10 protein-coding genes are annotated in these 13,216 nt (G+C 45.4%); 7 read left to right on the forward strand and 3 right to left on the reverse strand.

What is annotated here, in order from left to right:
* The first annotated feature begins 66 nt into the window (after positions 1 to 66).
* Genes J2Z34_RS09135 through J2Z34_RS09150 form a run of 4 tightly spaced genes read left to right on the forward strand, consistent with a single transcriptional unit; the run spans position 67 to position 4,078 of the window.
* Complete coding sequence (locus tag J2Z34_RS09135) at positions 67 to 489, forward strand: (deoxy)nucleoside triphosphate pyrophosphohydrolase (protein WP_209459559.1); 423 nt, start codon at positions 67 to 69, stop codon at positions 487 to 489.
* The gene (locus J2Z34_RS09140; protein ID WP_209459560.1) at positions 473 to 3,364 is read left to right on the forward strand and encodes a DEAD/DEAH box helicase; all 2,892 of its coding nucleotides are present in this window, start codon (positions 473 to 475) and stop codon (positions 3,362 to 3,364) included. Before J2Z34_RS09135 ends, J2Z34_RS09140 begins: the two co-directional genes overlap by 17 nt.
* 60 nt (positions 3,365 to 3,424) lie before the next feature.
* A complete protein-coding gene (locus J2Z34_RS09145; RefSeq protein WP_245250594.1) occupies positions 3,425 to 3,730 on the forward strand; it encodes a DUF960 family protein in 306 nt (101 codons plus the stop codon).
* Positions 3,731 to 3,739: 9 nt separating this feature from the next.
* Positions 3,740 to 4,078, forward strand: a complete 339-nt coding sequence (locus tag J2Z34_RS09150; RefSeq protein ID WP_209459561.1) for an iron chaperone — start codon at positions 3,740 to 3,742, stop codon at positions 4,076 to 4,078.
* Positions 4,079 to 4,136: 58 nt separating this feature from the next.
* Here J2Z34_RS09150 and J2Z34_RS09155 read toward each other — a convergent pair whose 3' ends face one another.
* Entirely contained in the window at positions 4,137 to 5,111 is a 975-nt protein-coding gene (locus J2Z34_RS09155) for an MBL fold metallo-hydrolase (protein WP_209459562.1), read from the reverse strand.
* A 250-nt stretch (positions 5,112 to 5,361) separates the two neighbouring features.
* Between J2Z34_RS09155 and J2Z34_RS09160 the strand changes: the two genes are divergently transcribed.
* Positions 5,362 to 6,483: an NAD/NADP-dependent octopine/nopaline dehydrogenase family protein gene (locus tag J2Z34_RS09160; RefSeq protein WP_209459563.1), complete on the forward strand. Its 1,122-nt coding sequence runs from the start codon at positions 5,362 to 5,364 to the stop codon at positions 6,481 to 6,483.
* 67 nt (positions 6,484 to 6,550) lie between these two features.
* On the opposite strand, the gene J2Z34_RS09165 is transcribed toward J2Z34_RS09160, so the two are convergent.
* Positions 6,551 to 7,264: a DUF434 domain-containing protein gene (locus J2Z34_RS09165; protein WP_209459564.1), complete on the reverse strand. Its 714-nt coding sequence runs from the start codon at positions 7,262 to 7,264 to the stop codon at positions 6,551 to 6,553.
* Between the two features lie 5 nt (positions 7,265 to 7,269).
* Positions 7,270 to 8,649, reverse strand: coding sequence for a citrate/2-methylcitrate synthase (locus tag J2Z34_RS09170; RefSeq protein WP_209459565.1), 1,380 nt, complete (start codon positions 8,647 to 8,649; stop codon positions 7,270 to 7,272).
* A 305-nt stretch (positions 8,650 to 8,954) separates the two neighbouring features.
* Between J2Z34_RS09170 and J2Z34_RS09175 the strand changes: the two genes are divergently transcribed.
* Together J2Z34_RS09175 and J2Z34_RS09180 are read left to right on the forward strand one after the other, a co-directional pair.
* Positions 8,955 to 9,950: a zinc-dependent alcohol dehydrogenase family protein gene (locus J2Z34_RS09175; RefSeq protein ID WP_209459566.1), complete on the forward strand. Its 996-nt coding sequence runs from the start codon at positions 8,955 to 8,957 to the stop codon at positions 9,948 to 9,950.
* Positions 9,951 to 10,021: 71 nt separating this feature from the next.
* A complete protein-coding gene (locus J2Z34_RS09180; protein WP_209459567.1) occupies positions 10,022 to 13,087 on the forward strand; it encodes a choice-of-anchor I family protein in 3,066 nt (1,021 codons plus the stop codon).
* The last annotated feature ends 129 nt before the right edge of the window (positions 13,088 to 13,216 follow it).

Consider the following 13,216-nt stretch of genomic DNA (forward strand, 5'->3'; position numbering starts at 1 on the left):
ATATGATCGGTTAGCACCTGTATATGCTATAATTGCAGCATAAGGTTTTTCTTGTGGGGTGTTGTTATGAAATCATTTGAGGTTGTAGCCGGAATCATAGTCTGTAATGGAAGAGTTCTTTGCATGCAGCGTGGTGAAAGCAAGTACGAATATGTTTCAAGGAAATTTGAGTTTCCAGGCGGGAAGGTCGAAGCTGGAGAAAGAAACAGTGAAGCCCTGATACGTGAGCTTAAGGAAGAGATGGATATTGATGTGCAGATTTCAGAGGATGACTACTTCATGACTGTGCACTATGATTATCCTGATTTCTCAATAACGATGCACAGCTTTATATGCAAGGTGGATGACTGTAGATTTACAATGATGGAGCATTCTGATTTCAGGTGGCTCGGAAAAAAGGAACTGATGCAGCTTGACTGGGCTCCGGCGGATGTGCCTATAGTTGAAGCACTTGAGGATAGTGAGGTTTTGGATGGAGAGCGCGTTTAGCCTTAGAGATGGATTGCTCAAGGGATTTATAGATGAAAAGATACCTTCATTGGCAAATTACAGACCGAGGCTTCTTATCAACGACAATGAAAAAGGAGAGAAGGTACTCACCAGTATAATAACTGAATTGTCTGATTGCGACGAGTACCTTTTTTCAGTGGCATTTGTCACAAAGAGCGGGGTAACATCACTCATTGAGACTCTGAAGGAGCTCGATGAAAAAGGCGTAAAGGGCCGAATCATCGCCTCTCAGTACCAGAATTTTTCAGACCCTGCTGCTCTTCGGACGCTAATGGGTTTTGGTAATATTGACCTACGCATAATTACCGAGGAACAGGGTAAGATGCATACGAAGGGCTACATCTTCAGGAAAGGCAATGAATATTCGATAATCGTCGGTAGCAGCAATCTTACTCAGAGCGCACTCTCAGTAAATAAGGAATGGAACCTGAAGGTAACCTCCACCAACGAAGGAGCTCTTCTTCTTGAAACGCTCCATGAGTTTGAGCAGCTCGCGAAAAAGTCCATAAAGGTCGATGAAGCTTACCTTGAGCAGTACCAATCAATTTACGATTATCACAATAAAGCCAGGAAGATTCTTGATAAAACCTCAGCACAAGGGATTATCCATTTTCAAAGGATAATGCCAAATAAAATGCAGAGTGCAGCACTTGCTGCATTGGATGAATCAAGGAATTCAGACCTAAGCAAGGCTTTAGTCATATCTGCAACTGGAACCGGAAAGACATACCTTTCAGCTTTTGATGTCAGAAAATTCAATCCGAGACGGTTCCTATTCATAGTACACAGAGAGCAAATAGCTAAGGCAGCTATGGAAAGCTTCAGGCGTGTATTCGGAACCGAGCGGTCGATGTCTGTCCTGAGTGGGGGTTCGAAAAGTGTTGCTTCTGATTTCTTGTTTTCAACAGTCCAGACTCTTTCGAAGGATGAGATACTTTATGGCTTCAAACCAGATGAATTCGACTACATTGTAGTAGACGAAGTCCACAGGGCAGGGGCTGCGACTTATAAGAAGGTAATCGATCACTTCAGGCCGGAGTTCCTTCTTGGAATGTCCGCTACTCCTGAAAGGACTGATGGATTTGATGTGTTTCAGATGTTCGACCATAATGTTGCTTTCGAGATAAGGTTGCAGCAGGCAATGAAGGAAAACATGGTATGTCCTTTCCATTATTTCGGAGTATCGGAAATCAAGGTGGACGGTATCCTTATCGATGACACAACCAGTTTTTCAAAGCTGACTTCAGATGAAAGGGTCAGGAACATTGCTGAAAAGGCTGAATTTTATGGTTATAGCGGACACAGGGTCAGAGGTCTCGTATTCTGCAGCCGTAGGGAAGAGGCTGAAGTGCTTTCTGGTAAATTCAATCTCCTGGGATACAGTACAGTAGCGCTTTCAGGAGCAAGCAGCCAGGATGAAAGGATTGAAGCGGTGAACCGCCTCGAGCAAAAGGAACGTGATGGAGGACTCGACTACATATTCACCGTTGACATATTCAATGAAGGTATCGACGTTCCATCTGTGAATCAGGTGATAATGCTCAGACCGACCCAATCAGCAATAATCTTCGTGCAGCAGCTGGGAAGGGGACTCAGGCACTTTGATGACAAGGAGTATGTCGTAGTCCTTGACTTTATTGGTAATTATGACAAGAATTTCCTGATACCTGTAGCCTTATCGGGAGACCAAAGCTATAACAAGGATACAATGAGGAGGTTCGTTGCTGAAGGCACAAGGGTAATACCGGGGTGCTCCACGATCAACTTCGACAGGATAACAAGGGACAGGATATATTCATCAATCGACAGGGCAAATGTCAACGACATCAAGCTAATCAAGGAATCCTACATGATGCTGAAGATGAGGCTTGGCAGGATTCCAAGATTGAGTGAGTTTGCTGAATTCGGCTCCATAGCCATTGAAAGGATATTTCAGAAAACCGGATCCTACCATAATTTCCTGAAGAAGTACGAAGATGAATATAAGGTTAAGCTTTCCGTTCTGGAGGAAAGGTACATCGAGTATGTTTCAATGAAATATGCTTCCGGGAAGAGACCACATGAGCTTGAATTGCTCAGGCTTATTGCGGGAAATGCGGAGCATCCCATAGATAACCTTGAGGTACTACTTTTAAAGGAATACGGAATAGTCATAAATGAAAACACCAGGCTTAACCTGGAAAACCAGATGACTCAGAATTTCGCCACAGGCTCAGCGAAGGGCAGCTACAAGGATGTTGTGTTCATGTCTGATTCCAAAGGTGCTGTTGGATTTGTGGAATGTCTCGATAATCCTGACTTCAGATTGCAGTTCGATGAGCTGCTAGATGTAGGATTGTCACGATACCAGGAAAGGTACTCGGACAGATACAGGCAGACTAACTTAAAACTCTATGAAAAGTATACATATGAGGATGTCTGCAGGTGCCTTGACTGGGAGAAGAACATCTTAGCACAGAATATCGGTGGTTACCGGTTCGATGAAAAAACCAGGACATATCCAGTGTTCATAAATTATGACAAGCATGAGGATATAAGTGCTACAACAAAATACGAGGACATCTTCCTTTCATCAGAGATACTTAAGGCAATATCAAAAAACAAAAGGTCAGTAACATCAAAAGAAGTGGTTCGCGCGTATAATTCCGATAGTGAAGGGATTACATTACTACTCTTTGTAAGAAAGAACAAAGATGATAGTAGTTCGAAGGAGTTCTATTTCCTTGGAACCATGAAGACAACCGGAACCCCAGAGGAATTCACGATGCCTGGAACAAATGTTTCAGCTGTCAAGCTCTACTACTCTCTTCACACTCCGGTCAGGGGTGATATTTACGACTTTATCACCCGGTAGTAACTGAATAATATGATTTGTCCTCCGCATAATGAAGTAAAGAAATGCAGGAGGGATATCATGAGTGAAAAATCTTTGTTCAGTGGTGGAAGGTATGCTACCAGGGGAGTGATGTCAGGACTATGTCCGGGACTTCAGTTCTATCTCTGGAATCTTATCGACAGGATGGAAATCGAGAAGGATTACCTCCAGGTTTTCGTGCTGGAGTCTTTCGGAAGGGACTGGCTCAAGGTAATACACAGGCAGGAGGTTCCACATTATGAGAAGGAACACCTGATCAAGGTTGATGGTGAAAACAAGGATGGCAAGATATTTGTCATTGATTCAGTTGATTACTCAACTATGCTTTATGCCGAAGAGTATTAGAGGTGCGACATGGACCCGATTGATGAATACATGGAGAGGTTCGATGGTGAGAAACGTGAATGGCTTCATACCTTTGTCGGATACATGAGGAAACACCATCCTGAGATTCCAGGAAGGATATCCTACCAGATGCCCATGTTCAAGTTCGATGGAATGTATGTGGCATTTTCGGCAGCAAGCGATCACTTTACGTTCCATACTTTAGATTTCGATATGATTGAGGAGCTGAAGAGCCTGCTTCCGAAAGCAAAATTCGGCAAGGGCTCAGCCAAGGTTCCTTATGATGACAGGACTGCAGTAGTTATACTGTTCAGTGCGATTGAAAAGGTGATCGGAAGAAACAGATAAATAATGGCAAATGAAATACCAGCCGGGCGGCTGGTATTTCTTCAAAGTATTCAAAAGTTTATTTATATTTCAGTTTGCTGTTCTCTTCATATTCTTCAATCAGACCGCCCTGTATAAGGTGGTCGAGATGAGCGCCGGCTTCTCCGACTGCGAACCACTTCTGGGTCAGCGGGAACTCGATCCAATTCTTGGCCCTTATCGACCAGGTCATTCTTGCTGCGATCTCATAAGTGGTCAGCCCCGGTTCGGTTTTTATGATAGCCAGAGCTTCATCGAGACGCAGCATATGGTGTTCCTTCAGCTCTGTAATCCTCTCACGGACATCACCATTGGGATTCCTGTGTGCTGAGAGAGTTGTCCTGACATGAAGCTTGAATATCTTGTCGAGGCTGTTCAGATAGTCGCCGAGTGAGTCTTGAAGCTCAGACCACCTTGTTATATTCGGTGAAATGTCGAAAATTATGTGGTCTCCAGCGATTAGAATTCCAAAAGCTTCATCGTATAGGACCATATGGCCGGGAGTATGCCCAGGTGTCGAAATGGCTACCAGATTGTAACCTGCTATCTTAAATATGAATCCTTCCTCAATGGGTTCAATTTCGAGATTCTTTGGAGGAAGATAATTCTTGAAGGGGTTGGTACTCCTGTTTTCGTGGATCTCTTCTTCGCTGAAGCCGTACTTAATCGACTGCTCCTCTATATCCTTCCATCTCAATGCACTTCTGAATCTGTCCAGTACCAGGAGGTCGGTAGATGAGATGAATATCCTGTTCTTCTCAGTCTTAAGCCTTCCAATCAAGCCTGTGTGGTCAGAGTGGACATGGGTCAGGAATATATCCAGGTCATCGAGGCTTACTCCCAGGGCAGCTATCCCTTCAATAAGCGCTTCATGGCATGAATCAATATTGAAGCCTGTATCTATTAGAAGGCTGCGCTCAGCACCCTTGATCAAATACGTATTAAGATTTTTCAGAGGATTCCCCGGAAGAGGGACCCTTATCAGATAAATGTCTTTCATGACCTCATGCGGCATTATAGTACCTCCTTGGCATATTAGTTCGATTATACTTCTGGTGCAGGTTTAATGCAACTTGAGAAGAATCATTCCAATCTCTTCACAGAGGTTAGTTTTTTGTAAATAGAGTGTAACATCATCAAATATCCTGAATATAGAAGATATAATAAATTTAAGGGTTATTAGGTATACTTGATTTGGATCAATTCAAATATTTTATGATGACATGAAAAACATGAATATAACTACACAGATGGGGGGCATTTAATTGGATACGAACAATAACAAGCCGAAATTTGCTGTTCTTGGAGCCGGTCATGGTGGTACTGCAATGGCGGGACACCTTTCATTGCTTGGTATTGATGTCAGTCTCTACAACAGGGGAGCTGACAGGATAAGGGCAATTCAGGATAATGGGGGTCTCGAGATTGTCAGTAATACCGATACAGTGCCTCACGGGCATGCTAAATTAGAAGTTGTCACATCTGATATGAAGGAGGCCATCGAAGGAAAGGATATACTGATGGTCGTCGTACCTGCGACAGGACATGCATTTATGGCAGAACACATGGCACCGCACCTTGTTGATGGACAGATCATAGTGCTGAATCCAGGCAGGACTGGCGGAGCGCTTGAAGTGCTGAACATTATCAGGAAGCTTGGCTGCACGGCTGATGTCACAGTATGCGAGGCGCAGACACTTCTGTATGCTTCAAGGGCGATAAACCCTGCGCAGACTCAAATTTTCAGAGTAAAGAACAGCGTGCCTGTTGCAGCAATTCCTGCACACAGGACACCTGAGGTCGTAAAGAAGCTGCGAAAGGCTCTCCCTCAGTTCATCCCTGGAGATAATGTAATGAAGACGAGCCTTGACAACATTGGGGCAATATTCCATCCTGCCGTGACTCTCCTTAATGCTGCCAGGATTGAAAGCACAAACGGTGACTTTGATTACTATACTGAGGGTATAACAGCATCTGTAGCCCTGATCCTTGACAAGATGGACCAGGAAAGGGTTAATGTGGCAGAATCTCTCGGCTTCAGGGCGATGACAGCCAGAGAGTGGCTGTATATTGCATATGATGCGGCGGGGAGGACTCTGTTCGAGGCAATGAGAAACAACAGAGGCTACGATGGAATCAAGGCACCTAAGACAGTCTATACCAGGTACATTACCGAAGACATACCAATGAGCCTGGTGCCCATTGCAGAGCTTGGAAAGCTCGGAGGCGTAGAGACTCCGACCATTGATTCCATAATTCTTCTCGGCTCTATCCTTCACGAGACTGATTACAGGGCCCAGGGCAGAAACGTAGAGACTATGGGACTTTCCAACATGTCGCTAAAGGACATCAGAAACTTCATAATAAACGGCGATCTGCCGAAATAAGAAGCAGCCTCGGAAAATTCCGAGGCTGTACTAATAAGGAAAAATATTTAAATCAAGTTATTACGAGTCATTCAGAAAGGTCAGCTATGAAAGGATCAGGTACACTACTCAGTATGATTTCTCTTGTCAAATTAACCCAGCTGGTGCATGAATCGAGGAGTATGGAATCACCTGTTATTATCCTTTCTTTGCCTGCCATAGACTTGTCGGAGTCATCTGCCAGTGATACCTCAACAGGAAGCCGGAATGTTGAGGAAATCTCAAGGATCCTTTTCTTAAGCCTGCCTGAGTTCGATACCGGTGAATCAAGGTAAATTTTTGCTGATGCTGTCCCAAGCCTTTCGAGTGATTCAAGCAGCAGACTTATTGCTGTATCGGTCTGAGGTATGAGATGGTATGTTCCCCTTAGACCTGCAAGGTCCCTAATAACTCCGTCACCGCAAAGTATGAGAAGGCTGCCGGATAATGAGGTCTCGAGAGTGATTATTATGTTGAAGCCGTCGATCAGGACTTCCTTTCCATTGATTTCAGAAGGACTGATCCTTTTACCGAGTCTCTGCTTTAAATCGCTTCTTGAGGATGAGCTCCTCTTCATGGCATTTCTCTGCCTTGCTGTAAGGCTGTGGTGATTACCGACGAAAGTTGAGGCGGTATCCATGGAGTACCCTCTGTCAAGGAGCCAGATAAGTTCTTCCCTTGCCGTCTTCAGGCGCAAAAGGGCGGAACCGGTGAAGTCATCACGGTCCGCCCTGTCAAAGCCTCTTTTTGGATTGATTTCCATCAGAATCACTCTCCTGAAGGTGTCATCCTGTCGTCGATCGGTGTATATGGTCTGAGCTCGCTCAGATTGACATAAGCCGGTCTCATTATCTTGTCGTCGAGTATCTGTTCAAGTCTGTGGGCACTCCAGCCGGCAATCCTTGATACTGCGAATATTGGGGTGAAAAGGTCCCTTGGTATTCCAAGCATGTCGAATACGAAGCCTGAGTACATGTCTACATTCGCTGAAGGCGCGTAGTCTTTATTTGTCTTCTCCTGTATAAGTTTGCTCGATATCCTCTCGACATCGGCGATAAGGTTATATTCCCTGTCCAGACCCTTGTGCCTTGAAAGCTCCTGAGCCTTCTTCTTCAGCAGTACTGTTCTCGGGTCAGACAGTGTATATACAGCATGTCCCATACCATATATCAGGCCCTTTCCGTCAAAGGCCTTCTTGTCGAGTATTTTTGCAAGATAATCCGAAAGCTCAGCCTCATTCTCCCAATCACTGACATTCTGCTTGATCTCCTCAAACATGGAAGCCACCATAAGGTTAGCTCCGCCGTGCTTAGGGCCCTTCAAGGCACCGATAGCTGTTGCCATGGCTGAATAGGTATCAGTTCCTGAAGATGATACGACATGAGTCGCGAAGGAGGAGTTGTTACCACCGCCGTGCTCAGCATGTACGACCATGAGCAGGTCAAGCATCTCGACTTCTTCCCTGGTGTAGTTCGAGTCAGTCCTTATCATGTGAAGCATGTTCTCTGCAGTTCCGACACCCACCTTGGGTGTGTGGAGAACAAGGCTCTGATTGTCAAAGTAATGTCTCTTAGCCTGATATGCATAGGCTGCGATGAGCGGCGTCTTGGCGATCAGGTTGATTGACTGGGCAAGTACGTTCCTTACTGAAGTGTCATCCGGATTCTCATCATAGGAGTAAAGGGTAAGGATCGTCCTCTGAAGCTTGTTCATTATGTTTTTAGAAGGTATCTTCAGAATGACGTCTTCCTTGTAGGAATGTGGAAGCTCCCTGCAGGCATCAAGCAATTCGTTGAAGTCAGAAAGCTGTTCCCTTGTCGGAAGCTCTCCGAAAAGCAGAAGATAAACTACCTCCTCGAAGCCCATCCTACCGTCACCCTGGAATCCGGTGACTATATCGCTCATATCGACACCTCTGTAGTAGAGGTTACCTTCTATGGGTATCTTAGCTCCATCTGTCTGGTCATAACCAATGACAGAGCCAACTCTGGTGATTCCAACAAGCACGCCAGTGCCGTTCTGATTTCTCAGACCCCGCTTGACGTTATACCTGTTGTAAAGCTCTGGAGAAATATAGCTGTTGCTTTGAACGACTTTTGCAAGTTCGTCGAGCCTTTCTTCTATTATGCTGTTGCTTCTGATTACCATGTGTTCCTCCTTTTCCCGCAGTGCATAACGATTTCCGCTGATGTCCCTTCACTGTGGGTTATGCGTTCGTATGTAAATTTGACGGATTCGTTTTTGGAAATTGCAAAATATTATTCTCTATTCTATATCAATTGAAACGCATATGCAATACGAATATTGATTGATAAAAAATATTAATTGTACGTTAATGGCAAAACTGACAGTTTGGTCCTGTCAGATGAAACTGGATTGTTTTTGATGTATAATAGTGATGCAAATGAATTACGAAATGAATTATCAGAATAATCAGATTTGGAGGTGCTTGAATGAAAGCTATAGTTATGACAGGATTCGGTGGACCGGAGGTGTTCACTCTCTCTGAGGTTCCTTATCCGGAGCTAAAGACGGGCCACGTGATTGCAAAGGTCACGGCAAGCAGCCTAAATCCACTCGAGATAAAGATAAGGTCAGGGATAGCAGCAGGAAGCTGTCCACCAATGCCAGCAGTGCTTAACATGGACTTCTCAGGAACAATTGTCGAAGTCGGCAGCGGAGTCACTGGCTTCAAGGCTGGAGACGAAGTGTTCGGAATCGGCGGCGGAGTAGGAAAGATGCAGGGAGCCCTTGCGGAATATGTTCTGGCAGATGCCGATCTCATCGCACTCAAGCCAAAAAGCATAAGCCACGAGACAGCTGCCCTTTATCCGCTGGTTTCCATAACCGCATGGGAAGCGCTGATGACTGGATCATTGCTCGATGGTGCTGACAAGGTCCTTATCCACGGAATAACAGGCGGAGTAGGCCACATCGCGGCACAGATGGCGAAAATGGCGGGATCAAGGGTATACGGCACAGTCACATCAAGTGATAAGGTTAGTCTTGCGAAGGAATTCGGAGCAGATGAAGTTATAATTGCTGGGGTAGAGACCCCTGATGAGTATAAGGAAAGATGCACGGGAGGGGAAGGCTTCGACCTTGTATTTGATACAGTAGGAGGACAGAACCTTTCCAATAGCTTCATTGCAGCCAAAATCAAGGGTACTGTCGTGACTACCAATGGAAGAGTGTCTCTGGACCTTTCCCCGATGCACCAAAAGGCGCTTACCTTGAACGTCGTGTTCATGGCGCTTCCGCTTGTGACTGGAAAAGGCAGGAAGGAACAGGGTGAAATACTTCAGAATGTAGCAAAGCTGATAGATGAAGGAAAGCTTAGGATAAACAGGGATGAAAGATCCTTCTATTTTGATGAGGCAGCTGATGCTCACAGATATTTCGAAGAAAGGAAAGCCAAAGGAAAGATATCACTGGTGTCAAGGCTCTAATAGCAATAAGATAATTCCCTTGCGAAGGAAAAGTCCGGAACAAGGCAATAAATAGAAATGGAGGAATGAACGTGAAGAAGCTAGTTTCCATGTTCTCCGCCGCTCTGTTTGCATGCTCTGTATTCGCGCTTGATGTCAAGGCTGAGGTTGTCAATGTAGCAGATGTAGTTTACCCGGGGTCGATGGATGTTCTGATGGAATTTGTAGGCAGATATGACTCGGGGAGCGGTGATGGAGGAGCGGTTTACACTGCATATGCTGACAAGGCTGAAAAGCTGTTTGTTGTGAATTCAAGTAAGAAGGCTTTGGACATTGTAGACCTTTCAGGTGCTGGAGAAGACTTCACACTCGACATGACGAAGAGGATAGCGTTTGATGATGTTGACGGACTGGAATCAATTGGGGAAATAACCTCTGTAGTTGTGGATAAAAAGGAGTCCTTTGTCGCGGTATCAGTGGCAGCTTCCGTGCCTCAGGAAAATGGCTGGGTTGTGTTTCTTGATATGAAGGGTAATGTCACGAAGGTTATCGGGGCAGGACCCAAGCCTGGAATGATGGTGCTGACTCCCGACAACAATACTCTCCTCGTTGCAAATGAAGGGGAGCCTGATGACTTATACACAACCGATCCAGAGGGCTCGGTCACTGTAATTGATGTCAGGAGCGGAGTCAGGAAGGCTTCTGCTTTCACTGTCGGACTCGAAGGGGTTCCTGTAGAGGAGACAGTTAGAAAGACTGATCTTGCTGCCACATGGGCTGAGAGCTTCGAGCCTGAGCACATAACGGTAGCGAAGGACAGCAAAACGGCATATGTTTCACTCCAGGAGTCAAACGCTCTTGCAGTGCTTGACCTGAAGGCCATGAAATTCACTGGTGTCTTTGACATGGGTGTCAAAGACCATTCACTTCCTGACAGCAGGCTTGATGCAAGTGACAAGGACAACATAAACATTGCGCAGTATCCAGTCCTTGGAATGTACATGCCTGATGATGTGGAACTGGTCACGGTAAAGGGGAAGGAATATCTTCTTACTGCCAACGAAGGGGCGTGGCAGAATTACAGCAAATGGAACGATACGATAACCGTCAATGAGATCATGGCAAAGGGTCTTCTGGGTCTTGATGCCTCACTATACGGAGGATTGGAACAGACAGCAATAGATGCAATGGTAGCTGCTGCTGGATTCAAAGATGGACTTGGGAGAATGACGGTCTCCAGGCTTGAAGGCATTGGTGAGGATGGAAAATACGATGCCCTTTACAGTTTCGGCGGAAGGTCTTTCTCTGTTGTTGACGCAAAGAGCATGGAGAAAGTCTATGAAAGCGGAGACGAGCTTGAAGAGATTACCGCAAAATCACTATACAAATACTTCAATGCCTCCTCTGAAGATGCGACAAGGGATGCAAGGTCCGATGAAAACGGTCCGGCACCTCAGGCTATCGCTGCAGGTGAGATCGGTAACACTACTTATGCATTCATCGGACTTGGAGAAGTCGGTGGAGTTGCAGCATACAGTCTTAATGACATAACTGATCCAAAATTCGTGTCATACTCCGCATCAAGGGATTTTGGTGGAAATGTTGATTCAGGTCCTACTGACCTTCTCTTCGTGGATGCTGAGAAATCACCAACAGGTGAAGCGCTTCTTGCTGTAGCCTGTGAAGCTTCAGGAACAGTAGCACTATACGAAGTAAGAGAAAGACAGGAGAAGATGCTTACAATCCTCCATACCAACGACCAGCATGCAAGGGTAACCCCTGGTGATGGACTTGGTATGGCAAAGGTAGCAGGGCTTAGGGATGAATTCATCGGTTATAACGAATCAGTTCTGCTTCTTGATGTTGGCGATGTCCTTCACGGAACAACCTTCGCAACCCTTGAAAAAGGTGCGAGTGTAGTGAAGGTAATGAACGAGGTCGGATATGATGTCATGACACCAGGAAACCACGACTTCAACTATGGCAAGGAAAGGCTGCTTGAGCTTGCAGCAATGGCCGACTTTGACATAATATCCTCCAACATTACTTATGAGAACGAGACAAACTTTCTGAAGCCATATGTAATCAAGGAGGTTGATGGAATCAAGGTTGCAATCTTCGGACTGACCACTCCTGAGACCTATTACAAGACTCTTCCAAGCAATGTAGCCGGACTCACAATTAATGACCCGGTGACGACAGCGAAGATGATGATGGCAATGCTCGAACCGATTAGTGATGTCCAGATAGCTCTTGCGCATCTTGGTACGGACCTGTCTACTGAAGAGGATGAAAGATCAACCGCCATAGCAATGGAGGTTGATGGGATCGACCTAATACTTGACGGGCACAGCCATACCGTATTTGAGTTTGGAAAGGTAGTCAACGGAACAATGATTGCCAGCGCAGGTGAATACAACAAGAATGTTGGAGTTGTAAATCTCCTGGTAGGCAAGAGGAGTGTCGATGTGCTTGAACCTATCCTTGTGAATATGGCAAGTACAACTGCAATAAAGGGAGATAGCGAGGTTACCTCCATAATTTCTGAGATCAATGCCGGACAGGCGGAGATCCTGAAGGAAGTCGTAGGGTATTCGAACGTAGTTCTTGACGGAGTCAGGGATAATGTTAGATCAAGGGAGACAAACCTTGGTAATCTCATAGCAGATGCAATGATTGAGAAGACCGGCGCAGAGCTTGCGTTCATGAATGGCGGAGGAATAAGGTCATCCATAAATATCGGAGATATTACTCTTGGAGAGGTTATAACAGTTCTGCCATTCGGAAACTATGTTGAAACAAGGAAATACACCGGCAGCATCATAAAGGTAGCTCTGGAGCACAGCGTTGAGTTCCTGCCGTCCGCGGCCGGATCGTTCCTTCAGGTTGGCGGTATCACCTTCGATGCTGATATATCAAAGGCAAAAGGCTCAAGGGTATCAAACATCATGGTTTCTGGTGTGCCTATCGACCTGGCAAGGGAATATACGGTAGCCCTAAACAATTTCCTGGGAGCAGGCGGGGATAACTACACCATGCTTGTCGGGTCACCGATACTTATTGAGTATCCAGCACTTGATGAGATACTCGTAGAGTACCTGAAGCTTCACAGCCCGGTAGCACCGGCCGTGGAGGGGAGAATAAACATACTAAGCTAAAGTTTATACAGTCAAATGCAAGGGCCGCAATAAGCGGCCCTTTGCCATTTCCTTGAATGTCATGAGATTATTAAATTGATAAAGAACATCATGGATTAGGTTTATTGTTATAAATATATGTACAAATGA

The sequence above is a fragment of the Youngiibacter multivorans genome (assembly GCF_017873395.1).
Lineage (GTDB): Bacteria > Bacillota > Clostridia > Clostridiales > Clostridiaceae > Youngiibacter > Youngiibacter multivorans.